This window comes from Methylovulum sp. (assembly GCF_028687615.1).
GTDB lineage: Bacteria > Pseudomonadota > Gammaproteobacteria > Methylococcales > Methylomonadaceae > Methylovulum.
On record NZ_JAQTZU010000020.1, the window covers coordinates 43,529 to 67,295 of the forward strand.

Annotated in this window: 23 protein-coding genes, 1 tRNA gene and 1 pseudogene; 15 read left to right on the plus strand and 10 right to left on the minus strand. The window is 47.6% G+C overall.

The window, feature by feature from the left end; genetic code table 11:
• Positions 1-278: 278 nt before the first annotated feature.
• From PHH59_RS12575 to hslV, 4 genes are read right to left on the minus strand one after another with little or no spacing between them, the layout of a single operon-like run.
• A complete protein-coding gene (locus PHH59_RS12575) occupies positions 279-671 on the minus strand; it encodes a type II toxin-antitoxin system VapC family toxin (protein WP_300016577.1) in 393 nt (130 codons plus the stop codon).
• Positions 672-674: 3 nt separating this feature from the next.
• Positions 675-917 carry an AbrB/MazE/SpoVT family DNA-binding domain-containing protein gene (locus tag PHH59_RS12580; protein ID WP_300016580.1) on the minus strand — a complete coding sequence of 81 codons (243 nt, stop codon included), beginning with the start codon at positions 915-917 and terminating at the stop codon, positions 675-677.
• 55 nt (positions 918-972) lie between these two features.
• A complete protein-coding gene (gene hslU / locus PHH59_RS12585) occupies positions 973-2,304 on the minus strand; it encodes an ATP-dependent protease ATPase subunit HslU (protein ID WP_300016583.1) in 1,332 nt (443 codons plus the stop codon).
• Positions 2,305-2,317: 13 nt separating this feature from the next.
• The gene (gene hslV, locus PHH59_RS12590) at positions 2,318-2,866 is read right to left on the minus strand and encodes an ATP-dependent protease subunit HslV (protein WP_300016645.1); all 549 of its coding nucleotides are present in this window, start codon (positions 2,864-2,866) and stop codon (positions 2,318-2,320) included.
• A 338-nt stretch (positions 2,867-3,204) separates the two neighbouring features.
• Here hslV and PHH59_RS12595 point away from each other — a divergent pair, with 338 nt between their 5' ends.
• Entirely contained in the window at positions 3,205-3,726 is a 522-nt protein-coding gene (locus PHH59_RS12595) for a DUF1097 domain-containing protein (RefSeq protein WP_300016586.1), read from the plus strand.
• A gap of 209 nt (positions 3,727-3,935) precedes the next feature.
• Here PHH59_RS12595 and miaA read toward each other — a convergent pair whose 3' ends face one another.
• From miaA to PHH59_RS12610, 3 genes are all read right to left on the minus strand, one after another.
• A complete protein-coding gene (gene miaA / locus PHH59_RS12600; protein WP_300016589.1) occupies positions 3,936-4,868 on the minus strand; it encodes a tRNA (adenosine(37)-N6)-dimethylallyltransferase MiaA in 933 nt (310 codons plus the stop codon).
• A 9-nt stretch (positions 4,869-4,877) separates the two neighbouring features.
• Positions 4,878-6,680 (minus strand): DNA mismatch repair endonuclease MutL, encoded by a 1,803-nt coding sequence (gene mutL / locus PHH59_RS12605; protein ID WP_300016592.1) that lies wholly within the window; start codon positions 6,678-6,680, stop codon positions 4,878-4,880.
• A gap of 119 nt (positions 6,681-6,799) precedes the next feature.
• Entirely contained in the window at positions 6,800-8,011 is a 1,212-nt protein-coding gene (locus tag PHH59_RS12610) for an N-acetylmuramoyl-L-alanine amidase (RefSeq protein WP_300016595.1), read from the minus strand.
• A gap of 281 nt (positions 8,012-8,292) precedes the next feature.
• Here PHH59_RS12610 and carA point away from each other — a divergent pair, with 281 nt between their 5' ends.
• The 7 genes from carA (at position 8,293) to greA (ending at position 15,703) form a co-directional block, all read left to right on the plus strand.
• Complete coding sequence (gene carA, locus PHH59_RS12615) at positions 8,293-9,417, plus strand: glutamine-hydrolyzing carbamoyl-phosphate synthase small subunit (RefSeq protein ID WP_300016598.1); 1,125 nt, start codon at positions 8,293-8,295, stop codon at positions 9,415-9,417.
• A gap of 59 nt (positions 9,418-9,476) precedes the next feature.
• On the plus strand, positions 9,477-10,016 hold the full coding sequence (locus tag PHH59_RS12620; RefSeq protein WP_300016601.1) for a hypothetical protein: 540 nt from the start codon (positions 9,477-9,479) through the stop codon (positions 10,014-10,016).
• Positions 9,998-11,203, plus strand: a complete 1,206-nt coding sequence (locus PHH59_RS12625; protein ID WP_300016604.1) for a hypothetical protein — start codon at positions 9,998-10,000, stop codon at positions 11,201-11,203. Before PHH59_RS12620 ends, PHH59_RS12625 begins: the two co-directional genes overlap by 19 nt.
• Positions 11,204-11,212: 9 nt before the next feature.
• Positions 11,213-11,449 carry a hypothetical protein gene (locus PHH59_RS12630; RefSeq protein WP_300016607.1) on the plus strand — a complete coding sequence of 79 codons (237 nt, stop codon included), beginning with the start codon at positions 11,213-11,215 and terminating at the stop codon, positions 11,447-11,449.
• Positions 11,446-11,814: a type II toxin-antitoxin system VapC family toxin gene (locus PHH59_RS12635; protein WP_300016610.1), complete on the plus strand. Its 369-nt coding sequence runs from the start codon at positions 11,446-11,448 to the stop codon at positions 11,812-11,814. Before PHH59_RS12630 ends, PHH59_RS12635 begins: the two co-directional genes overlap by 4 nt.
• Positions 11,815-11,864: 50 nt before the next feature.
• Positions 11,865-15,083 carry a carbamoyl-phosphate synthase large subunit gene (gene carB / locus PHH59_RS12640; RefSeq protein WP_300016613.1) on the plus strand — a complete coding sequence of 1,073 codons (3,219 nt, stop codon included), beginning with the start codon at positions 11,865-11,867 and terminating at the stop codon, positions 15,081-15,083.
• A 143-nt stretch (positions 15,084-15,226) separates the two neighbouring features.
• Positions 15,227-15,703 carry a transcription elongation factor GreA gene (gene greA, locus PHH59_RS12645; protein ID WP_300016616.1) on the plus strand — a complete coding sequence of 159 codons (477 nt, stop codon included), beginning with the start codon at positions 15,227-15,229 and terminating at the stop codon, positions 15,701-15,703.
• A 53-nt stretch (positions 15,704-15,756) separates the two neighbouring features.
• On the opposite strand, the gene yhbY is transcribed toward greA, so the two are convergent.
• A complete protein-coding gene (gene yhbY / locus PHH59_RS12650) occupies positions 15,757-16,023 on the minus strand; it encodes a ribosome assembly RNA-binding protein YhbY (RefSeq protein ID WP_300016618.1) in 267 nt (88 codons plus the stop codon).
• A gap of 49 nt (positions 16,024-16,072) precedes the next feature.
• On the opposite strand from yhbY, the gene rlmE reads away from it, so the two are divergent.
• From rlmE to PHH59_RS12685, 7 genes and pseudogenes are all read left to right on the plus strand, one after another.
• The gene (rlmE, locus tag PHH59_RS12655; RefSeq protein ID WP_300016621.1) at positions 16,073-16,690 is read left to right on the plus strand and encodes a 23S rRNA (uridine(2552)-2'-O)-methyltransferase RlmE; all 618 of its coding nucleotides are present in this window, start codon (positions 16,073-16,075) and stop codon (positions 16,688-16,690) included.
• Between the two features lie 138 nt (positions 16,691-16,828).
• Positions 16,829-18,730, plus strand: a complete 1,902-nt coding sequence (gene ftsH, locus PHH59_RS12660; RefSeq protein WP_300016624.1) for an ATP-dependent zinc metalloprotease FtsH — start codon at positions 16,829-16,831, stop codon at positions 18,728-18,730.
• A 92-nt stretch (positions 18,731-18,822) separates the two neighbouring features.
• Complete coding sequence (gene glmM / locus PHH59_RS12665; RefSeq protein ID WP_300016627.1) at positions 18,823-20,163, plus strand: phosphoglucosamine mutase; 1,341 nt, start codon at positions 18,823-18,825, stop codon at positions 20,161-20,163.
• 54 nt (positions 20,164-20,217) lie between these two features.
• A complete protein-coding gene (tpiA, locus tag PHH59_RS12670; protein WP_300016630.1) occupies positions 20,218-20,964 on the plus strand; it encodes a triose-phosphate isomerase in 747 nt (248 codons plus the stop codon).
• Positions 20,965-20,979: 15 nt separating this feature from the next.
• Positions 20,980-21,369, plus strand: a pseudogene (secG, locus tag PHH59_RS16945) (preprotein translocase subunit SecG); the annotation flags it as partial.
• Positions 21,370-21,650: 281 nt separating this feature from the next.
• Positions 21,651-21,735 (plus strand) — tRNA-Leu (locus tag PHH59_RS12680).
• Between the two features lie 111 nt (positions 21,736-21,846).
• The gene (locus PHH59_RS12685) at positions 21,847-22,116 is read left to right on the plus strand and encodes a tyrosine-type recombinase/integrase (protein ID WP_300016633.1); all 270 of its coding nucleotides are present in this window, start codon (positions 21,847-21,849) and stop codon (positions 22,114-22,116) included.
• Between the two features lie 177 nt (positions 22,117-22,293).
• Here PHH59_RS12685 and PHH59_RS12690 read toward each other — a convergent pair whose 3' ends face one another.
• Both PHH59_RS12690 and PHH59_RS12695 read right to left on the minus strand, forming a co-directional pair.
• Positions 22,294-22,617: a hypothetical protein gene (locus PHH59_RS12690; protein WP_300016648.1), complete on the minus strand. Its 324-nt coding sequence runs from the start codon at positions 22,615-22,617 to the stop codon at positions 22,294-22,296.
• Positions 22,568-23,593: a DEAD/DEAH box helicase family protein gene (locus PHH59_RS12695; protein WP_300016636.1), complete on the minus strand. Its 1,026-nt coding sequence runs from the start codon at positions 23,591-23,593 to the stop codon at positions 22,568-22,570. Before PHH59_RS12695 ends, PHH59_RS12690 begins: the two co-directional genes overlap by 50 nt.
• Between the last annotated feature and the right edge of the window lie 174 nt (positions 23,594-23,767).

Here is a 23,767-nt window from a genome sequence, read left to right on the forward strand (position 1 = left end):
AGTAAAGCCACCTACTAAATACCTAGGAATGTAACTTTCCCACCAACAATAATTTTGGAACGACATGAGCTTTTATAAAAAATTGTAACTACCTACCCCCACCATGCCAATTTTCTGTTTATTAAAAACAGTCAGTTACTTTTTGAGCCGCTATGTGAATTTGGCAAAAAACAACGATTTTGTCTCAAAATTGCTCATTTTTTGACCATTTTCCTTACGCTTGAATTTTTAACTACCTGTTTCTAAAGTATTTAAGTTGGCATGGTAGGGGTAGGTAGTTACAAAAAATTAACCCTAGGCGCAATACCTTGCTGAATTGCTTTTTTACAAAAACGCTCATCAAAAGTATAAAAAGGTAGTGATTTTGTGTGGGCTAAATGGATGGCATCGGCAAAATCAGCTCCTAGGCGATACCAACAAATAGCGTTAATTAATTCTTCTTCATTTTCACAAAGTATTTTCGTTTTTTGTAATAACAGGCTAAAGAAATTGGCAATTTCTTCAACGGATTGTTTATAACGTGAACGTAATACCCATTCCATTTCCAATTGTACAGTCCGGCTAATAAAAAATTGGTGTCCTGTTAATAAGGCGAGGGCTTTTTGATAATGTGCCTCATCATCGCGCATGGCAAGACGGATCATGATGCTGGTATCAACCGCAATCAGCACGGCTTATGCCTCGGTTAAATTAACAGGTTCACACAGCGATTCGGTATTCAGTTTTATGGGGTTGTTTTTAAAAAATCCGCCCAAATCACTAATGTCATCGGTTTTTTGATAGTGGGCGGGGCGCAAAATAACCGTATCCCCTAAGCAAATTAAGGTCAACTCTTTGTTATTTTGCCATGCGTCTATTTTTAGCACTTCATTGGGCAATGTGATTTGCCCTTGGGGTGATATAGAAACGGTGGTCATTTTATTTTCTCCGTTTGGGGAAATTTTTTGGATAGGCAATACCCATGCCGTACTTTTACAAAATATACCGGCTCAAATCCTCATCTTCAACAAATTCGCTCAGATGCTTATCGACATAATCGCCATCAATAACGATAGTTTTTTCCTGCAAATCCGGCGCATCAAACGAAATTTCTTCCAACAAACGCTCCAAAATCGTATGCAAACGCCGTGCCCCGATATTTTCAGTTTTCTCATTCACTTGCCAACCTAATTCGGCGATGCGCTGGATACCGTCAGGGGTAAACGACAGCGATACGCCTTCGGTTGCCAGCAACGCGGTATATTGTTCGGTCAATGAGGCATTGGGTTCAGTCAGGATACGGACAAAATCCTCGGCTGACAACGGATTTAATTCCACACGGATCGGAAAACGGCCTTGCAATTCCGGGATCAAATCCGAAGGTTTGGCGACATGGAATGCGCCGGAAGCGATAAATAAAATATGGTCGGTCTTAATCATGCCGTATTTAGTGCTGACGGTGCTGCCTTCGACGATAGGCAACAAATCACGTTGCACACCTTCGCGTGACACTTCACCGCTACCGCCGCCATGTTCACCACGTTTGCAGATTTTGTCGATTTCATCCAGAAACACAATGCCATGTTGCTCTACGGCGTCAAGGGCATGTAATTTGATGTCATCGTCATTCAGTAATTTGGCGGCTTCTTCTTCCTGCAAGACCTTTAAGGCTTTGCTGACTTTCATCTTGCGTGGTTTGGTGCGTTCTGAATTGATGTTCTGAAACATGCCTTGCAGTTGGCTGGTCATTTCTTCCATGCCTGGCGGCGCCATAATCTCCACGCCCATCGGGGCGACATGGACGTCAATTTCAATTTCGCGGTTGTCCAAATCCCCGGCGCGTAATTTGTTACGCATTTTCATGCGCGTGTTTTCTTCGGACAGGGACAAACTGCCTGTTGGTGACAAAGGCAATGGCAATAATATATCCAGCAAACGCTCTTCGGCGGTTTCGACGGCTTGGCCCTGCATTTTTTCCATTTCGTCCAGGCGCGTCATTTTTATCGCCGACTCAACCAGGTCGCGGATAATCGACTCGACATCACGGCCGACATAACCGACTTCGGTAAATTTGGTGGCTTCAATCTTGATGAACGGGGCATTCGCCAAACGCGCCAGACGACGGGCGATTTCAGTTTTGCCGACACCCGTGGGCCCAATCATCAAGATATTTTTCGGCGTAATCTCGTCACGCAAGGCCGGATCAACATTTTGCCGCCGCCAGCGGTTACGCAATGCAATAGCCACCGAACGTTTGGCACTGGTCTGGCCAATAATGTGTTTGTCCAATTCTCGGACAATTTCTTTAGGGGTCATTTGGGTCATGGTTTTGCTCGTTTTATTCGTTAGGTTCTGCGTCGAGTTCTTCAATACGAAGATTGTGGTTGGTATAAATGCAAATATCAGCGGCGATATTTAAAGACCGCTCAACAATATCCCGCGCACTCAAATCGGTATTTTCCAACAAGGCACGCGCCGCCGCTTGGGCAAACGCGCCACCTGAACCTATCGCCATCAAATCATGCTCCGGCTCAATCACATCGCCGGTCCCTGAAATAATCAACGAGGTTTTGGCATCGGCGATCACCAACAAGGCTTCCAATTTGCGTAATGCCCGGTCGGTGCGCCAATCTTTAGCCATTTCGACAGCGGCGCGGGTCAGATTGCCGCGATGCTTTTCCAGCTTGCCCTCGAAATGCTCAAATAAGGTAAACGCATCCGCCGTCGCCCCCGCAAATCCGGCAATCACCTTGTCATGATATAAACGGCGCACTTTCCGGGCATTGCCCTTCATGACCGTATTGCCCAAAGTTACCTGCCCGTCGCCGCCGATGACCACTTTGCCGCCACGACGCACAGAAAGTATGGTTGTTCCTCTAAACACGATTTTTATATCCTAAAAGTGACAAAACTTAAAAACCATCAAAATAACTTTGCGATTTTACATGGTCTCACCAATAAAGTGCGAATAAATGTCAACCAAACCTGCTGGATATTGATTTTCCCATTCAATTAATAACACCGGCAATTGGCAAAAATACGGGCAAACTAACGCTAATCCAAGCTACGCGTAGCATTTACATTTTCTCTTGCCATTAATCTCTGCTAACATCAGAAAAGTTCGGTTTTCCCCTTTCCCTTTAATCGAACGACGGGTTAAACAGACTGCCTCACTGGATAATCCGGCTACAATAATTCACTGAGGCCACTATTGGAGATACATTAATGAACAAACTAACCGCACTTTCTGTAAGTATCGGCGTCCTTGCCGGCCTTGCAACATTTTTGGCAGTTGGCCCCTTAAGCGGCGTCTTTTTTATCTGGGCGGCAACCATCGCCTGGGCGGCTTACTTCCTTTTGGGCGGCACTAAAGAAGCGTTGGTCAACACCATCGTCTGCGGCATCTTCGGCGTGTTCATGGCGTGGATTACCGCGTTGCTGTTGACTGAAATTGCCCCTGACACCATGCTCGGCTTCCCGTTCATGGCGGCGATTACCGTTGCCATTGCCGTCATCGTCCTATGCCTTGCCGCAAGCTGCCCAATGCTTGCCGCGATTCCTGCCAGCGTCTTGGGTTATTCTTCGACTTTCGCCTACCTGCTACAAACGCCTGACAAATTGACCCAAGACGTGTTGTTGAACATTTCCCTCAACAACCCACTGCTGGTCATCTCAATTTCCATAGTTGTCGGTACTTATTTTGGTCAGCTTTCAGGCCAATTGGCTGCTAAATGGACTAAAGAATAAGCGTTGAAAAATTGAAACTCTGAAAGCACCAAGTGGTTAGCAAAGCGTAAAATTAAAAAAAGCTGACCACTTGGTATTTTATTGGAAGCAAACGCCCACCACGCGGGCTTGTTAAAAACGAAAGGTGATTGTCCAGTAAATCGATAGCACAAGCCCCCATCAAATGCCTAACTGCTTTTAAAACATCGGTCAAACGTCTGGTGCAATAATCAAATCATTTTACTGATGCTTGCCATCACTTTGTTTAGCAACTCGCTATCCCCCGTCTCAAAATGTAGCGCGTCGGTTTCTTTGCGTAACCAGGTAAATTGCCGTTTCGCCAATTGCCGTGTCGCGGCGATGGCTTTTTCGGTCATGGTCGGCAAATCCATCCCCCCTTGCAAATACGCCCACGCTTGCCGATAACCCACGGCGCGGATGGCTGGCAGGGTTTCGTCCAAATCTCCCCGTTGATAAAGTGCCTGCACTTCTTCGAGAAAGCCCTGTTCCAGCATTTGCCGGAATCGTCCGGCAATTTTTATGTGCAAAATGGCGCGGTCTGATGGCGCGACGATTAATTTACTGGCACGGTACGGCAAGGTCGAACCCGTATCGGCAAAAAAATCTGATAAGGCTTGACCGCTCAATTCATACACTTCCAACGCCCGTTGCACCCGTTGCGGGTCATTCGGGTGGATACGCGCAGCGGCTTTAGGGTCTAGCATCGCCAGGCGTTGATGCAGGACTTCTTTGCCAAAATCCGCCAATTCCTGATCGAGCCGCGCCCTGATTTCAGGATCGGCTTCCGGCAATTTTGCCAAGCCCTTGCTTAAGGCATTGAAATACAGCATCGTGCCACCGACCAAAATCGGCAATTTACCGCGTCCGGTAATATCCGCCATAGCCGCCAAGGCCAAGCTGCGAAATTGTCCGGTTGAGAACGTTTCGGACGGGTCAAGAATGTCGATGAGATGATGCGGTATGCCACCGCGTTCTTCTACAGTCGGTTTGGCTGTGCCTATGTCCATGCCTTTGAAAACCAGAGCAGAATCCACGCTGATGATTTCGCCGTTAAGCTGTTGCGCCAATTCCACGGCTAAGTAGGTTTTGCCGGAGGCGGTCGGGCCCATTAAGAAAATAGCAGGGGGTTGCATTGCCGTCATGAAAAGTTATTACTGCCCACGTAAAAAGAATTTATCCAAATCACCCGTTGATAACGCAATCCACGTCGGGCGGCCATGATTACATTGCCCGCTGCGTTCGGTTTTTTCCATATCCCGCAACAAGGCGTTCATTTCGTCAACGGTCAAGCGGCGTTGGGCACGGACCGAACCGTGGCAGGCCATCGTCGCCAGCAATTCCTGGATGTGTTCCTGCACCCGTTGGCTCATGCCGTGTTCGGACAAATCCGCCAGCACATCACGCAATAAAGTCTCCACATCGGTGTTACGCAATAAAGCGGGGACTGAGCGCAAGACCAAGGTTTCAGGACCGAAACGGTTGATTTCAAAACCCAAAGCGGTGAAAAGGGCTTGGGATTGTTCCGCCAATTCGGCTTCGGCAAGGCTGACCGAAATTTTGATCGGCAATAACAAGGGTTGGCTGGCGATTACGCCTTCCTGGTATTGCTGTTTCAGGCGCTCGTAAGTGACGCGCTCGTGGGCGGCATGGGCATCGACCAAGATAATGCCGGTACGGGTTTCCGCCAAAATATAAATATTGTGCAAATGGGCAATGGCATAACCTAGCGGCGGAAAATCATCTGGCGTTTGGGTATCCATGCGGGCAGCCGCCAGCGGTTCGGGTACGAGTTTGGCATATTGGCGGATTTGTTCTTCGACTTGCAAGGGCACGAAGGCTTGCTGGGGCGGCCTTGATTGATACGCGGATTGATATGTGCCAACGGTGTGTATTGGTGGCACAATTTCGGATACCGGCAACCCTCGCTTGGTGGCGGCAATGTCTTGAAAACCTGGGCGAAAATCCGCCAAACTGCGGTGCAGGGCACTGAACAGGAAATCATGCACTAACCGCCCTTCCCTAAACCGCACTTCCAATTTAGCGGGATGGGCGTTGACATCAACCAAGGTCGGGTCCAGCGTCAAATACAGGACAAACACCGGATGGCGTCCGTGGAACAACACATCCTGAAAGGCTTGTTTGACGGCATGGGCGACCAGTTTGTCTTTAACCAGGCGGTTGTTGACGTAAAAAAACTGCATGTCCTGCTGGCTGCGCGAAAATGTCGGCAAGCCCACCCACCCCGTCAACTGCAAGCCGGACGCGGCAAAATCAATCGTCACGGCATTGTCGACAAACGCGCCGCCACAAATGCCCGCCACCCGTTGGGTTTGCTGCGCTTCGGTCAGTGCGGGTTTTAATTTGAGGATTTCTTTCTGGTTGTGCAGCAAGGTGAAACCAATGTCGAAACGGCTTAAGGCCATGCGTTGGATCAGGGTTTCGATATGGGTGAATTCGGTTTTTTCAGTTTTTAAAAACTTGCGTCTGGCGGGCGTGTTGTAAAACAAATCACGCACTTCGATGGTCGTGCCTTGCGGGTGCGGGTCAGGTTGCGGAGCGTAGCCCTGTTCCGAACCATCGGCATTGACGCGCCACGCGCACTCGGCTTCGGGGATCCGGGAGATCAAGGTCAAACGCGATACCGAGCTGATGCTAGGCAAGGCTTCACCGCGAAAACCCATGCTGGCGACGTGCTCCAAATCTTGCAAGGACGCGATTTTGCTGGTGGCGTGACGCGACAAGGCCAGCGGCAAATCGTCTTTGACGATGCCGCAACCGTCATCACGGATTTTGATGAGCCTGATGCCGCCTTGTTCGATGTCGATATGGATTTGAGTGGCCCCGGCATCGAAACTATTTTCAACCAGTTCTTTGACCACCGATGACGGCCTTTCGACCACTTCGCCGGCGGCGATTTGGTTGACGAGTTGGGTGGGGAGCGAGTGTATGCGCATGAATATTTGAGTACGGCCTTGGCTAGGATTAGGCCGGAAAGATGGGATTTACTGCGTAGTCAAACGAAAAAAACGCCAGAAATACAAACAAAGTGGTATTCCTGACAGTTGCAATGTTTTTACAATGCCGCCATACGGCTATCGACAGGGGCTGATTCTTTGAAATAATCGTAAACACCTTTAAAAATAGCTTTAGCCATTTGGGTTTGATAACGCGGGCTAAGCAGGTTTTGCTCTTCCAAAGGATTGGATATGAACGCGGTCTCCACCAAAATGGACGGGATATCGGGTGATTTTAGGACAATAAACCCGGCCTTCTGGACAGAATCACGATGCAATGGGCTGATATTATGGAAATGTTTCAAGACGCTTTGGGCCACTTGTTGGCTGGCGGACAAGGTCGCAGACTGTGATAAATCCAACAGCACCGAAGCCAATACGTCTTCTTTGTCACTCAAACTGACCCCGCCCACCAATTCAGCGGCATTTTCAGATTTTTCCAGCCAACGGGCGGCTTCGGTAGATGCCCCTTGGGTAGACAGCGTAAAAACCGAAGCCCCTCGTACTGTCGTGTCATTAAACGCATCGGCATGTATCGAAATGAACAAGTCTGCTTTTGCTGCCCTGGCTATTTGTATCCGTTCGCGCAAACCCACATAATAATCATCTTTACGCACCATCACCGCTTTTAAGCCAGCTTGGGCATTAAGCAATGCGGCCAATTTTTGCGCGATAGCCATAGTAACGACTTTTTCTTCCGTGCCCTGCTGGCCATGCGCCCCCGGATCGTTGCCGCCATGACCGGCATCTATCGCGACAATAATATCCCTGCCTTTGTTGGCAACGGATTTTTGTTCAATAGATTTGGTAGATTTGGTTTTAGTGACTTGCTTGGCGGGCTTAACCACTTTAGTTTTCACCGTGTCCGCCTCACTGCCCGTTTTGCTGGCAAGATTGACCATCAAACGATGTTCATCACGGTTATTGGAGGTTAAGGAAAATTTCTCAGGACTAACCGGTTTTTTTAAATCAACAACCAACCTTAAACCCGCAGCATTTTGGGCGGCTAGTTTTACTTTGGCAAACAAAGGGTGCGCCGCAGGAGGTTGGCTCAATGCCCCAACCCAATTGGCATTTTTTATGTCGATGACCAGACGTGAAGGGTTGTCCATGACAAAAACACGATGTTTCGGCGAGGCAGAAACGGCAACCGACAAACGCCCTTGGCGAGCATCATAAGCCAATGAATTAACTTGGATTTGCCCTGCATAAACCGTCGCGGACAAAAACAGCAACACCAGAATACACAATCTTTTATGGTAATTTTTCATAGACAAAGCCGAAAAAATAATATCCGAACAGTGATTATATATAGTAGCGGATAAATATTATACAAGTTGGGGTTATTTTTTATTCAATGAACGCTTTTAAACTGATTGTCACAAGCCTCTTGTGATCTAAACCAACAGTCATTACCAATTATTAGGTAACCCAATTCCAAAATTGTTAATGACCCAAACAGCATAATTTTGTATAGTGTCAGGGTTAATTTATTGATAACGGGATGCGTCCTTCCGGGTCCGTCCCGTTTTGCATATTTGAGGTAACGCAATTGGTTAAGCCTGCTTTATTAGTGTTGGAAGATGGTACCGTATTTAGTGGCGTGTCTATAGGCGCGGACGGCTGTTCAGTCGGTGAGGTGGTGTTCAACACCGCAATGAGCGGTTATCAGGAAATTCTTAGTGACCCGTCTTATGCACAACAAATTATCACACTGACGTATCCGCATATCGGCAATGTCGGCACCAACAGCGAAGATGATGAATCAGTCGGCGTATTCGCCAGCGGCTTGATAATCCGCGATTTGCCTTTGCTGGCAAGTAATTGGCGTAGCGAGCTTAGCTTGCAGCAATATTTACTGGACAACAATGTCGTAGCCATCGCCGACATCGACACCCGCAAACTGACCCGCATTTTGCGTGACAAAGGCGCACAACGTGGTGCGATTGTCGCTGGTGATGGGGTTGACAAAGCCACCGCTTCCGCCGCCATCGCCGGATTTGCGGGCTTGAAAGGTTTGGATTTGGCTAAAGAAGTCACCACCGCCGAAAGCTACGAATGGACGGAAAACGTCTGGACTTTGCAAGAGGGGCATCAACAACGTGCTAACTTGACCAAACATGTGGTGGCTTATGATTTTGGCATCAAACGCAATATCCTGCGCTTGCTGGTCAACCGCGGTTGCCGCGTCACCGTAGTCCCCGCCCAAACTCCCGCCGCCGATGTGTTGGCAATGAATCCCGATGGCGTATTTTTATCCAACGGCCCTGGCGACCCGGAACCCTGCACTTACGCGATTGAAGCCATCAGCGAGATTTTGGCGCAGAAAATCCCTGTGTTTGGCATTTGCTTAGGCCATCAATTGCTGGCCTTAGCCAGTGGCGCAAAAACCGAAAAAATGAAATTCGGTCATCACGGCGCGAACCATCCGGTACAAAACCTCACCACCGGTCACGTCATGATCAGCAGCCAAAACCACGGTTTTGCCGTTAATGAAGCCAGTCTGCCAGAAAACCTGGTCGCCACGCACCGTTCCTTGTTTGATGGCAGTTTGCAAGGTATCCGCCGTACTGATGTGCCCGCGTTTAGTTTTCAGGGGCATCCTGAAGCGAGTCCTGGCCCGCATGATGTTGAAGGGTTGTTTGATGGGTTTATGGAAATGGTAAATAAATCATAGTGTTTCGTTAATTAGCGGTGAATATTTGTACCTTTATTTAGGGGATTCAAAAAGAAATCATGGCTGTTCACGAACTAGATGTACTTAAAGATATTCCCGCTAATGTATTGACCTCTAATATCATGAACGCCTTTGCAGAAGCGGCAGTGGTCTGTTTAGATAACCAAGGCCATAAATCAGGTGTGGAGTTAGAAATAATTGGTCATCTGAACAGTCACATCATTTTGTCATGGTCAGATGAAATCACTCCTCAAATAAAAGATGCTTGGCATGATTTACAAGAAACAACAGAATACGGGGCAACGTATTTAGCTATTTTAATTATTTATCGCCTTACTCCTTTCAAAGTTATCGAACGGTCATTGAAAAGAACCGGATTTGATTATTGGTTAGGTGAAAAAGAAGACGAGGCTTATCCTTTTCAAAAAAAGGCAAGATTAGAAATATCAGGGATATTACAAGAGAATAAAGGCAATACTATTGCTAGACGAGCGGATATAAAACTGACTCAAACCAAGCAAAGCGATGATTTGGATTTACCCGCTTATATTGTTATCGTAGAGTTTAGCAAACCACGTTCATGGGTGGAAAAGAAATGAGCAACCAAGTCAATGAACTACATTCTAAAGCAATGGGCATTGCCGAAGCGGCTTTTTTTGCCAAGCGTAAAGGCTCGTTCGATGAAGCTAAACGCTTGGCTAGTGAAGCCTTTGAGTACGAGCATGACGCTGCTTTGCTATTGCATGACCAACTCGAAATAGAACCAACGCGGTCAGTTTTATTTAGAAGTGCGGCTTGTTTAGCATTAGATGCTGAAAAATATGAGCAAGCCGAAAAGATGATTTGTTTGGGTTTGCAAGGTAATCCTCCCAATGAAATTAAAGAAGAATTGGAAGGCCTGAAAAAGGAGTTACAAGAAATAAAAGCCGTTGAAGACATAATGATTGAGCAACAATCTGATGTTCTGAATATTCATTTCAACGATGGCGAAGCGGTTAGCGCAGGAAAAATAAAACTGGATTTTTTTGCTCCTATCGTCAGTAGCTTTAATGATCTTAGACACGCTGCTGCCAATTGTTTTTATGGAGATGGTTTAGAACTATTTGCTAGTGCTCCCGGTTCTTTTAATCTTTTCTTAAAACCTATAAAAGAAAGCAATCAACAAAATGAGGTATTCGAAAAAGAATATCCTTTGGAAAAAAGGCTTAGTGACATTCTCACTTATTCAAATGATATTAATCAGTTACGCGGCCTTAAATTAAATGAAAAAGAAATAAAGGCTCTTAAAAAATTTTTACAATGCATTTCCCGACATGAAGCATCAATTGATTTTCATTTTAACGCTTTAAGTGGCGAGAAAATCAATTACCAAATTGATAGGCCAAAATCGGATTCTATTTTAAGGGCCATAAATAATTTGGATTATAGCAATCAAACCAATCTCTTATATAACGGAGTATTTGTGGCTATTAGTTTGGTAACGAAAACGTTTAAGTTTTTGGTGGATTCTCAAAACGATCCAATGGACGGAAAAATTAGCGACTCTATTTTTAACGAAATCAAAAAGGTGTCCTTTGCTGGTTATTACAACATAGAAGTTTTAAGGCATGAGAGCAAAAAAGCCGGAGAAGAAAAAATTAAAGTTAAGAATATACTTACTCGAATTTATGAAAACGAATTACCTAGCGAAGAAACCTTAATAGCAATTGAAGATGGGCGTAATAACGCGGTTGAACGTTACTCTTCCTTAGAAACCATGTGGTCGGATTTGGATAATGATCAATAGAATTTGAATATGCTACAAATAACCCTAGAACTCAAAAATAGCGAAGATGAAATGCTTTTGTTGCCGTTGTTGCAACGCCTAGGCATCAGCTACTCAACGCAAAAAAAAGCAGAAATTAATAATGAAAGCCTCGATTATCACCGCCGTATCATTGAACAAGGTGTTGATGTGGCGAACTTTGATGCTTTCTTGCAAGAATTTAATGACAGCCGCAAAGATAGAAAACTACCGTTTAGAGACGAATGAAATTACTGGACAGTAATATCTTGATTTATTCACAGCTAACGGAATACGCTTATTTGCGTCCGCTTATCTTCGACAAAGAAAGTTCAGCTTCAAAAATCACCCAGCTTGAGGTTTCAGGATTCCATCGTTTAGATGATAAAGCCAAGCAGTATTTTGTAAGCTGTTTTCAGTTTATAAACTTGATTGATATAAACAGCAGCATTATTGATAGGGCAATCACCTTACGTCAGCAACGCAAAATGTCATTAGGTGATGCCATTATTGCCGCAACAGCCTTGTACTATAACGCAACGGTTATAACCCGAAATGTGAGCGACTTTGCGCAAATAGCCAATTTAAATATAGTAAACCCCATTCATAATTAGCGGTTATAATTTTTACTATAACTAATTAATTAGATTAACAAAATTACAATATGCCCAAAAGAACCGACATAAAATCCATCTTATTACTAGGCGCAGGCCCTATCGTCATCGGCCAGGCTTGCGAATTTGATTACTCCGGCACCCAAGCCTGCAAAGCCTTGCGCGAGGAAGGCTACCGCGTGATTTTGGTCAATTCCAATCCCGCGACGATTATGACCGACCCCGATATGGCGGACGCGATTTACATCGAGCCTATCGACTGGCAAACCGTGGAAAAAATTATTGCCAAAGAACGCCCCGATGCGGTATTGCCGACGATGGGCGGACAAACTGCGTTAAACTGCGCCTTGGCCTTGGACAAACACGGCGTATTGGCGAAATACAATGTCGTAATGATCGGCGCAACCAAAGAAGCGATTAACAAGGCGGAAGATCGCCAGCTATTTAACGAGGCGATGGCGCGTATCGGCTTTGAGGTCGCCAAGTCAAAAACCGCGCATTCTATGGAAGAAGCCCTCGCCGCGCAAAAAGAGGTCGGTTATCCGACAGTCATCCGCCCTTCTTTCACGATGGGCGGCAGTGGCGGCGGCATTGCTTACAACAAACAGGAATTCATGGAGATTTGCGAACGCGGCCTGGATTTGTCGCCGACCAATGAATTGCTGATTGAAGAGTCGGTGTTAGGTTGGAAAGAATACGAAATGGAAGTGGTGCGCGACCGCAACGACAATTGCATCATCGTCTGCTCGATTGAAAACTTCGACCCGATGGGTGTGCATACCGGCGACTCGATCACCGTCGCGCCCGCGCAAACCTTGACCGACAAGGAATACCAAATCCTGCGGAATGTATCGCTGGCGGTGTTGCGCGAGATTGGCGTGGACACGGGCGGCTCGAACGTGCAGGTGGCGATCAATCCGGTCGATGGGCGTTTGATTGTTATCGAGATGAATCCGCGTGTGTCGCGCTCTTCCGCTTTGGCTTCCAAAGCCACTGGCTTCCCCATCGCCAAAGTGGCGGCAAAATTGGCGGTGGGCTACACGCTGGACGAGTTGCAAAACGAAATCACCGGCGGACGGACACCCGCATCGTTCGAGCCTAGCATCGATTACGTCGTGACCAAAGTGCCGCGCTTTACCTTTGAAAAATTTCCGCAAGCCGATGACCGTTTGACCACGCAAATGAAATCGGTCGGCGAAGTCATGGCGATAGGCCGCACCTTCCAGGAGTCTTTGCAAAAAGCCTTGCGCGGTTTGGAAATTGGCATTAGCGGGTTGGATGAAATTATCGACCTGAACGCCGACGACGCGGTGGACAAAATCCAACGGGAAATGCGCCATCCAGGACCTGACCGTTTGCGCTATGTCGCCGATGCCTTCCGCATGGGCATGAGTTGGCAGGAAATACACGCCGTGTGCAAAATCGACCCGTGGTTCTTGGCGCAATTGGAAGATTTGGTATTGGCGGAAAAAAATCTTGCCAGCAAAACCCTGTCCACCCTAAAAGCGGGCGAGCTGTACCAACTCAAACGCAAAGGCTTTTCTGACTTGCGTCTGGCAAAATTGCTCGACACGTCGGAAACGGAAGTACGTAACACCCGCCATAAGCAAAATATCCGTCCCGTCTACAAACGCATCGACTCCTGCGCTGCGGAATTCGCGTCCGATACGGCGTATTTGTATTCGACGTATGAAGAAGAATGCGAAGCGCGAGTTTCCGACAAAGACAAAATCATCATCTTGGGCGGCGGCCCCAACCGCATCGGGCAAGGTATCGAGTTTGACTATTGCTGTGTCCACGCAGCCTTGGCCTTGCGCGAAGACGGCTATGAAACCATCATGATTAACTGTAATCCTGAGACCGTTTCAACGGATTTTGACACTTCTGACCGTTTGTATTTTGAATCGTTGACGCTGGAAGATGTGCTGGAGATCGTCCATTTGGAAAAACCCAAAGGCGTGATCGTGCAGTACGGCGGACAAACCCCGCTGAAACTGGCGCGGGCTTTGGAAGCGGCGGGCGTACCGATTATCGGCACGTCACCGGATTCGATAGACTTGGCGGAAGACCGGGAGCGTTTCCAAAAACTGTTGGAGCGTCTGAATTTACGCCAACCGCCCAACGCCACCGCGCGTTCAGTCGAGCAAGCCCTGATCGCGGCGCGGGAACTGGGTTATCCGCTGGTGGTGCGCCCGTCCTATGTGTTGGGCGGGCGGGCGATGGAAATTGTCGTCAACGAAGAAGGGCTGCAACGCTACATGAAAGAAGCGGTGAGCGTGTCCAACGATTCCCCCGTGTTGTTGGACCGCTTCTTGGATGATGCCGTGGAAATGGACGTGGATGCCATTTATGACGGCGAACGTGTCCTGATCGGCGGCTTGATGGAGCATATCGAACAGGCGGGCGTACATTCCGGCGACTCTGCCTGTTCCTTGCCGCCCTATGATTTACCGGCGCATCTGCAAGACCAATTGCGCCAACAAGTCGCTAAAATGGCGGAGGCCTTGGGTGTGCGAGGTTTGATGAACACCCAATTTGCTATTCAGGGCGAAGACATTTATGTGTTGGAAGTCAATCCCAGGGCCTCGCGTACCGCGCCATTCGTATCCAAAGCGACTGGATACCCCTTGGCAAAAATCGCCGCGCGGGTGATGGTCGGACAAACGTTAGAACAACAAGGCGTGACCGAAGAGCGCATCCCTGGTTACTATTCCGTTAAAGAAGCGGTGTTCCCGTTTGTGAAATTCCCTGGCGTTGACCCGTTATTGGGGCCGGAAATGAAATCGACAGGCGAAGTCATGGGGGTGGGCAAAACTTTCGGTGAAGCGTTTGCCAAATCGCAACGCGCTGCTGGAGTTAATTTGGACCATAGCGGCAAGGTGTTGATCAGCATCCGCGACGTTGATAAAGCCAAAGCACCGGAAATCGCCCGCATGTTGGTGGACAAAAAATATGAAGTGGTCGCCACGGGTGGCACGGCGAGATACCTGAAAGAGCATGGCATCCCCTGCGAACTGGTTTACAAAGTCAACGAAGGCCGCCCTAACACCGTGGATATGATTAAAAACGGGCAAATCCAGTTAATCATCAATACTACGGTCGGCAAAAAAGCCATTTCCGATTCCTTCACGATGCGCCGCGAAGCCTTACAAAACCGCGTGCCGTATTACACGACGATGGCGGGTGCGAAAGCGGCGTGTTTTGCCTTGGGTGAACTGGACGCAGGCGATGTGTCATGCCTACAGGATTTGCATAAAAGTTTAAGCTGAGCAGATAACATAATTAACAAAACAGGACACAGCGGCACTTATCGTTGGAGCTTAGGCTGATCTTCCAGTTTCTTGAAACTTAAAAGATCTAACAGCACAATAATAAAAGTGACGGACATAAAATTAATTGGAGTTTTTGAAGAATGAGTAAAGTACCACTAACCGTAAAAGGCGCGGAAAAACTGCGCACCGAATTGGAAGAATTAAAATCCGTGGTCAGGCCACGCATCATCGCGGCGATTGCCACTGCCCGTGCACACGGCGATTTGAAAGAAAACGCGGAATATCATGCCGCGCGTGAACAACAAAGTTTTGCCGAAGGACGGATTGGCGAAATTGAAGGCAAATTGTCGAACGCGCAAGTGATTGATGTCACCAAACTGGATGCCAATGGCAAAGTCGTGTTTGGCGCGACTGTGGAAATTGAAGATTTGGATTCTGAGAAAAAAGTAACTTATCAAATAGTTGGCGAAGATGAAGCCAATATCAAAGAAGGCCGCATTTCCATCGGCTCACCGATTGCGCGGGCTTTGATCGGTAAAGAAGCTGGCGATGTGGTGACCGTTAAGGCACCTGCCGGAAATGTCGAGTATGAAATTCTGTCGATTGAATACATCTAATTAAAATCAGTAAAAAGGCACAAGGGTGACAACAGTCTTGTGCCTTTAACGGATTATTTATTAGGGTTCAATCGGTAAACAACCGCAATTTGCCCAATCGACTGGATTAACTCCGCACCCGTCGCCCCGCAAATTCTTTCAGTGATCTGCTTGCGTTCATCACGTTCAGCGCGTATTTTTATTTTAATCAGTTCGTGGCTATTCAAAGCCAGTTCAATTTCCGCCAGAACAGGGTCGGTCAAACCCGCTTGTCCTATTATCACTACGGGATTTAAAACATGGGCATTGGCGCGCAGTTGCTTCTTATCTACTGAGTTCACTCTCACTTCCTGAAAATCAAAATATTAATTCTACACTAAACAAAGGGCTATGGGACGAAGTAAAAGCAGCAACCGTTGGATGCAGGAACATTTCGATGACGAATACGTCAGAATGGCGCAAGCCCAGGGCTATCGCTCACGGGCGGTATTTAAATTAAGTGAAATTCAGGATAAAGACCAGGTAATAAAATCTGGCATGAATATCATCGATTTAGGGGCTGCACCAGGTGGCTGGTCACAGTTTGCAAGGCCGCTGATAGGTAAAAGTAATAAATTGGTTGCCTTGGATATTTTGCCGATGGAACCGCTAGAAGGCGTTGATTTTATACAGGGAGATTTTCGTGAAACAGAGGTGCTGGAAGAACTTTACCGGGTTTTGGACAATGCCCCCATCAATCTGGTCATGTCAGACATGGCTCCGAATATGAGCGGCAATAATAGCATCGACCAGCCACGCGCTATTTATTTAGGGGAATTGGCGTTAGATACCGCAAAAACCGTGTTGGCAAAAAATGGCAGTTTTTTAGTCAAATTATTTCATGGTGAAGGCTTTGAAACTTTTCATCGGGAAGTGCAACAATCTTTTTCTAAAGTGGTTATCCGAAAACCTAAAGCGTCTCGACCACGAAGCAATGAGGTTTATATTTTGGCTAAAGGCTTTAAATAAGCCCTTACCGCCCATAGATCAACAAAGATAAAAGAATTTCCAAGACAAATAACAACAATCTGGACTGTAAGTCCTGATATAATTTAATAAATTTATTAAACAAAACGGTTCAAGCCTAGGGCGTGTAATTTGAACGATATGATAAAAAATATAATCTTGTGGGTCGTCATTGCAGTGGTTTTGATGTCCCTCTTTAATAATTTTGCCCCTCAAAGTGAGCGGGCTGATAACGCATTATCGTATTCGCAATTTATCGAATCGGTAAAAGCAGGTCAAGTTCAGCAAGTTATGATTGATGAACACATTATTAAAGGCAAGATGCAAGGCGGCCAACTATTTAAAACCTACGCCCCATCAGATCCGCATCTGGTTGATGACCTGTTGGCAAACGGCGTGGAAATTAAAGCAGTGCCGCCAGAACAACCGTCATTGCTGATGCAGTTGCTGGTGTCTTTCGGCCCCATGTTGCTGCTGATTGCCGTGTGGGTGTTTTTTATGCGCCAAATGCAAGGTGGTGGCGCGGCAGGCCGCGGCGCCATGAGTTTTGGCAGAAGCAAGGCGCGTATGCTAGAAGAAGACCAAATTAAAGTGACCTTCGCCGATGTTGCCGGCTGTGATGAAGCCAAAGAAGAAGTCGAGGAAATGGTCGACTTTTTGAAAGATCCGGCCAAATACCAAAAATTGGGTGGAAAAATCCCTAGAGGCGCGTTGATGATAGGCCCTCCAGGGACAGGGAAAACCCTGTTGGCGCGGGCGATTGCTGGCGAAGCGAAAGTGCCGTTCTTCACTATTTCTGGTTCGGATTTTGTCGAAATGTTCGTCGGTGTCGGTGCATCACGGGTGCGGGACATGTTCGAACAAGCCAAAAAACACGCGCCTTGCATCATTTTCATCGACGAGATTGATGCCGTAGGCCGTCAACGGGGCGCTGGTTTGGGTGGTGGCAATGATGAACGCGAACAAACCTTAAACCAATTGCTGGTCGAAATGGACGGCTTTGAAGGCAATGAAGGCATTATCGTGATCGCGGCCACCAACCGCCCTGATGTGCTTGATAAAGCTTTGTTGCGCCCGGGCCGGTTTGACCGCCAGGTGACGGTTGGCCTGCCTGATGTACGAGGACGTGAACAAATCCTTAAAGTCCACATGAAAAAAGTACCTGCTGCCGACGACGTTGAAGTCAAATACATCGCCCAGGGTACGCCAGGATTTTCCGGCGCCGATTTAGCCAACTTGGTCAACGAAGCCGCTTTATTTGCCGCCCGTATGAACAAGCGTGTAGTGAGCATGTTTGATCTGGAAAAAGCCAAGGACAAGCTCATCATGGGAGCCGAACGGCATACCCTGGTGATGGGCGAAAAAGAGAAGAAAATGACCGCGTACCACGAAGCAGGCCACGCGATTGTCGGCAAACTGGTACCAGAACACGATCCGGTTTATAAAGTCAGCATCATGCCCAGAGGCCGCGCCTTGGGCGTGACCATGTTCCTGCCGGAAAAAGATCAATACAGTGCCAGCAAACAAAAACTCGACAGCATGATTTCCAGTTTATACGGTGGCCGTATTGCTGAAGAAATTATCTTTGGCTGGGAACAAGTCAGTACCGGAGCCTCCAACGACATAGAACGGGCGACGGAACTGGCGCGGAATATGGTCACCAAATGGGGCTTGTCACAACGTTTGGGGCCACTAGCCTACAGTGAAGAAGAAGGCGAAATATTCCTGGGCCGTTCAGTTACCCAGCATAAAACCGTCGCCGAGGAAACATCGCATACCATTGATGAAGAAATCCGTTCTTTTATTGACCGCAACTATGAACGTGCAGAACGTATTATCAAAGAAAACATTGATATTCTTCATGCGATGGCCGATGCTTTGATGAAATACGAAACCATTGACAAAGACCAAATTGAAGACTTAATGGCCCGTCGGCCTGTGCGGGATCCGCAAGGTTGGCATGACATACCGCCCCGTAGCGGCCTTAAGGTGGATGAAGTCAAGGACGATAAAATCATCGGCGGTGCGGCAGAACAAAGCTAACACATTAAGGGCTTGATAGATAAAAGGGGAGGCTCAAAGCCTCTCCTTTTTTTTAACCATTTTTTTTACGATCCAATCAAGAATAAATCATTATGACAAAAAAATATTTTGGCACTGACGGCATCAGAGGCAAAGTTGGGGAGCCGCCTATCACGGCTGATTTTTTGTTGAAACTAGGCTGGGCGGCAGGCCGTGTTTTCGCCAACGAACGCCATGATTTTGTTTTGGTGGGCAAAGACACGCGCATTTCCGGTTATATGTTCGAATCCGCATTGGAAGCGGGCTTGACCGCAGCGGGCGTTGACACCCGCCTGTTAGGCCCCATGCCTACACCAGGGATTGCTTATTTGACCCGGACGTTAAGGGCGCAAGCAGGCATAGTCATTAGTGCCTCACATAACCCTTACTATGATAATGGCATCAAGTTTTTTTCGGTACAAGGGACCAAACTGCCGGATGAAATAGAACATGAAATAGAACGGTATATGGACTTACCAATGACGACGGTCGAATCGGCCCGTTTAGGAAAAGCCAAACGCCTGGAAGATGCGGCAGGCCGCTACATTGAATATTGCAAAGCCAGCGTACCGACACGCTTGGACTTTGACCACATGAAAATCGTTGTCGATTGCGCCCACGGAGCGACATACCACATAGCCCCCCATGTGTTCAGCGAGATCGGCGCGGAAGTCATCAGCATCGGTGTCCAGCCAAACGGACTCAACATCAATGACAACTGTGGCGCAACCAAGCCGGAAACGTTGGTGGCAACCGTTTTAGCCAATCAGGCCGATTTAGGGATAGCCTTGGACGGTGATGGCGACCGTTTGATTATGGTCGACCATAAAGGCGAAATCGTTGACGGGGATGAGCTGATTTACATTATCGCCAAATCCAAACAAGCCGCCGGACAAATGACCGGGCCAGTAGTCGGCACCTTAATGACTAATCTAGGTATGGAACACGGCTTAAAACAACTGGGCATCAACTTAGTTCGGGCTAAAGTTGGTGACCGCTATGTCATGGAAATGTTGACTGAACATCATGGCATTTTGGGCGGCGAAAACTCAGGCCACATCATTTGTCTGGACAAAACAACGACCGGTGACGGCATTATCGCCGCCCTACAAATCTTGGCGGAAATGCAATATAGCGGCAAAACCCTGCATGAACTCAAGTCAGGAATGCAAAAATATCCACAAATACTGATCAATGTCAAAACCGGTAAAAAGATCAATCCAGACAAACATGCTGGCATACAGCAAGCGGTCAAAGCGATTGAAAATAAACTAGGCAATCAAGGCAGGGTATTGCTTAGGGTTTCGGGGACAGAGCCATTAATCCGCGTCATGGTGGAAGGCGAATATGAGGATGTGGTAAAGGATTATGCCCAGCAACTTGCTGAAGAAGTGCAGAGCGCAATCGGTGCTTGAACTCAAACCTGTAAGCCTATATCATAGGCGGCTTTATTCTATGTGGAGGTAATGATGCGTCAGTCACTGGTTATCGGTAATTGGAAAATGAATGGCACTCGTGCTAGTGCTGAGTTGCTTGCACAGGGTATTTTGGCAGGTTTAGGCGATAATAAAGCAGGCATTGCCGTTTGTGCGCCTTATATTTACCTGCCTAGCGTTGGTGAAATAATCAATGATAGCCGTTTGGCTTTAGGCGCGCAAAATGTCGCCGACAAAGCTTCCGGTGCTTATACTGGTGAAATATCAGCCGCCATGCTAAGCGAATTTGGCTGTAAATACGCACTGGTAGGACACTCAGAAAGACGCAGCTACTACGGCGACACCGACGCATCAGTTGCCGCACGTTTTTGCCAAGCCCAAACCCAAAACATCATCCCTGTTTTATGTATTGGCGAAACGCTGGAACAACGCGAACAAGAACAAACTTTTAACGTAATCGACGGACAACTTGATGCGGTTATTGATTTAGCCGGCATAGAAGCGTTTAACCATGCCGTGGTTGCTTATGAACCCGTTTGGGCAATAGGCACAGGCAAAACAGCGACGGACGAACAAGCGCAAGAAGTCCATCAACATATCCGTCAATACATCGCCGCAAAAAACCAGGCCATTGCCGACAAAATCCAAATCTTATACGGTGGTAGTGCCAAACCTGACAATGCCAAAGGCCTGTTTGCCATGCCGGATATCGACGGCGGCTTAATCGGTGGGGCTTCGTTGGATGCGGAATCCTTTTTAAAGATTTACCATTCAATTTAGAGTAGTTTTACTTTCATGTATCAAATTATTATAGTTATTCATGTATTGCTGGGCTTAGGCATAATCGGCCTTATCCTTATCCAGCAAGGCAAAGGAGCTGATGCCGGGGCGTCGTTCGGCTCAGGGTCATCTGGCTCTGTTTTTGGTGCCCAGGGCGCAGGTTCATTTTTATCAAGAACCACCGCCACATTAGCGACACTTTTTTTTCTTACCAGCTTGGGCCTAGCCGTGCTAAATGGTAGACAAGGCAAGACTTACGATTTGATGAATCCAGAAGCTGCCAAAACAGAGGTGGTCATTCCACAAGCTGACAACAGCAAACCTGATGTGACTTTACCAGTTCCACCAAATGCCCAACAACCCTTGACTGCACCAGTTCCCCTGCAACAAGCAATTGAACCCGCCTTAACCAATCCGGTAGCTGGCGAAAATATTGAAAACGCAAAAGAACTCCCTGTTCCAGAAAGTGATAAGGCTGTTGGCGAAAAGGAAATTACAAGCACTACGGTACCTAAACCAGAAGCGATTAAACCTGTTGGAATTGCCAAACCCGTTGAAGCTAAAAAGCCTGAACAGGCAAAAGCCCCTGTAAAAACCCCAAAAGCAGCCAGCAAACCCATTAAAGAAAAAAAGAAAAAAGCCGTCACTGAAAAGAAAACCAAAGACAATAAATAACTATAGTTTAAGCCGATGTGGTGAAATTGGTAGACACGCCATCTTGAGGGGGTGGTGACGCAAGTCATGCCGGTTCAAGTCCGGCCATCGGTACCAAATCGTAAAACCAAGCCGTATCATACGGCGTCAGAACCCGCAAGCTGTAAGGCTTAGCGGGTTTTTTATTGTCTTAAGACGTGCCAACAAATATCATCAAATACCAACAACTTGTTGGTATATTTGTTGGTATCGAACTTCCAAGGCAAGGCCGATACCAACAAAACCGCTCTACCCACGCAAGCCATTGCGATACCGGAAGCAATCTGCCCTCTTACCGGCGGCGGTCAATATGTGTTTCCATCCAGCCGTGGCGATGGGAGGCCCATGTCCGATAACACCATCCGCACGGCGCTTAAATCGCTTGGCTATGATTCGGACGTGATGACGGCGCATGGATTCAGAACCACCGCATCGACGCTACTCAATGAACAGGGCTAGAGTCCCGACGCCATTGAGCGCCAACTAGCCCACGCGCCACGCGATCAGGTGGGCGGCGTACAACCGGACGCAATATTTGGACGAAAGGCGGCGCATGATGCAATCCTGGGCAGATTACTTGGAAAATTTGAAGCAAGGTGCGGCGGTTATACCGTTTCAAAAAATAGCATAACCCCTTTAAGAAGCCAAACACCCCGTTATCTTCTGCTCCAAATCCGAAGGCGAAAACGAAACCGCCCAATGCCAACGCCGAAAACCGCCATGCTCATTGACCGCATTCACCCATTCGTTTAAAAACTCCCGCTTGGTTTGATTTCTTTGATCATCTTGGCCTTTTACTTCCAGCACCAAATAATCGCCATTGACCAAACGGATAGGGGTTTTCACCAAGCCCGATTCAATCGCATCATTCAAACCAAAATCCGAGACAATCCACGAAAACAAAGCCTCTTCATTGGCTTTTTTGCCCGATGGCGCAAACGGGCGTGGCGGATAAATCAAAACACCGCAAAATGCCGTTACTAGCGTGAATGCGGTCCAGGCCGCCCACCCATATCGTGCTTTCCTCAATGTCCTCTTTTTTTACGCCCTTAATTTTGCTTTCCGCTGGAACGCGCCAGGCGTGGTGGGCTTCATCGTTGATGACAATAAAGTTTTTGGCAGTCGCCAATTCAGCCAAGACTTGCTTGGCGTAAGCCTTGCCGCTTAGTTCCAGGCGCTGGCGTTTATCCACCGAACGCAACTGGCCTTTGGCGATTTTGCCATCTATCTTGTCCTGCGTGTCCCATGCCAGCGTATGCCAATTGTGGATCAGCATTTTGCCTTGCCGCAGTTTGTCCATCAAATCCGCCGGAACGATATTAAACACGGCGTAATAATTTTCCTCGTGCGTCGGCAACAATACTTGCAAGCGGCTTTTTACCGTCAAATTCGGGGCAATGATTAAGGCGTGTTTGCTGAAACGCTTATCGCTAGGGTAAGTGACTTTGTTTAAAAACTGCCAAGCCAAAATCATCGCCATGATGATGGTCTTGCCCGTACCCGTCGCCATTTTGCTGCATACCCGTTCAAACGCACCGCCATCGCCTTTAATGGCAATACCGACTTTATCGGCGGCGGGGGCTTCGGTGAGCCAAATCAGGGTTTCAATAGCTTCGAGTTGGCAAAAGAAAAACTGCTGGCCTTCACGCTCGCTGTTGTCTTGCCAATGATCTAATAAGCGTTTGGTGATGCCCGTTACGCCTGTATATCCGGCCTCGCGCCATGATTTGACACGCGGACGGATTTGGTTGACCAAGGCAATTTCTACAAACACCCCCGCATCATCAAAACCTTTGGCGTTAGGTGTTGCCATCACATAACCCGCAGGGCGGCGACCATCTTCTATCGAAAAACTGCGGGTTTCCCGTTCATAATGCCAATGCTGTTCGGGTTCTTGATAAGGGCTGTTAATGATTAATTTGTCAATTGTTTTCATCTACAAACTTGTCGCCGCTATGCGGATTTGTGTGGTTGATTGGCTACAAACATTTCGCCCCGCCGGGGCTGCCTCTGGCCGCATGTGTTTTGATACAAACATTTCGCCCCGCCGGGGCTGCCTCTGGCCGCATGTGTTTTGATACAAACATTTCGCCCCGCCGGGGCTGCCTCT

Excerpts from the sequence above, each read along its gene's own strand:
- PHH59_RS12580 (WP_300016580.1), bottom strand. The coding sequence starts at position 917 with ATGACCACCGTTTCTATATCACCCCAAGGGCAAATCACATTGCCCAAT.
- hslU (WP_300016583.1), bottom strand. The coding sequence starts at position 2,304 with ATGACCCAAATGACCCCTAAAGAAATTGTCCGAGAATTGGACAAACAC.
- PHH59_RS12595 (WP_300016586.1), top strand. The coding sequence starts at position 3,205 with ATGAACAAACTAACCGCACTTTCTGTAAGTATCGGCGTCCTTGCCGGC.
- miaA (WP_300016589.1), bottom strand. The coding sequence starts at position 4,868 with ATGACGGCAATGCAACCCCCTGCTATTTTCTTAATGGGCCCGACCGCC.
- mutL (WP_300016592.1), bottom strand. The coding sequence starts at position 6,680 with ATGCGCATACACTCGCTCCCCACCCAACTCGTCAACCAAATCGCCGCC.
- PHH59_RS12610 (WP_300016595.1), bottom strand. The coding sequence starts at position 8,011 with ATGAAAAATTACCATAAAAGATTGTGTATTCTGGTGTTGCTGTTTTTG.
- PHH59_RS12620 (WP_300016601.1), top strand. The coding sequence starts at position 9,477 with ATGGCTGTTCACGAACTAGATGTACTTAAAGATATTCCCGCTAATGTA.
- PHH59_RS12625 (WP_300016604.1), top strand. The coding sequence starts at position 9,998 with ATGGGTGGAAAAGAAATGAGCAACCAAGTCAATGAACTACATTCTAAA.
- PHH59_RS12630 (WP_300016607.1), top strand. The coding sequence starts at position 11,213 with ATGCTACAAATAACCCTAGAACTCAAAAATAGCGAAGATGAAATGCTT.
- PHH59_RS12635 (WP_300016610.1), top strand. The coding sequence starts at position 11,446 with ATGAAATTACTGGACAGTAATATCTTGATTTATTCACAGCTAACGGAA.
- carB (WP_300016613.1), top strand. The coding sequence starts at position 11,865 with ATGCCCAAAAGAACCGACATAAAATCCATCTTATTACTAGGCGCAGGC.
- greA (WP_300016616.1), top strand. The coding sequence starts at position 15,227 with ATGAGTAAAGTACCACTAACCGTAAAAGGCGCGGAAAAACTGCGCACC.
- rlmE (WP_300016621.1), top strand. The coding sequence starts at position 16,073 with ATGGGACGAAGTAAAAGCAGCAACCGTTGGATGCAGGAACATTTCGAT.
- ftsH (WP_300016624.1), top strand. The coding sequence starts at position 16,829 with ATGATAAAAAATATAATCTTGTGGGTCGTCATTGCAGTGGTTTTGATG.
- glmM (WP_300016627.1), top strand. The coding sequence starts at position 18,823 with ATGACAAAAAAATATTTTGGCACTGACGGCATCAGAGGCAAAGTTGGG.
- tpiA (WP_300016630.1), top strand. The coding sequence starts at position 20,218 with ATGCGTCAGTCACTGGTTATCGGTAATTGGAAAATGAATGGCACTCGT.
- PHH59_RS12695 (WP_300016636.1), bottom strand. The coding sequence starts at position 23,593 with ATGAAAACAATTGACAAATTAATCATTAACAGCCCTTATCAAGAACCC.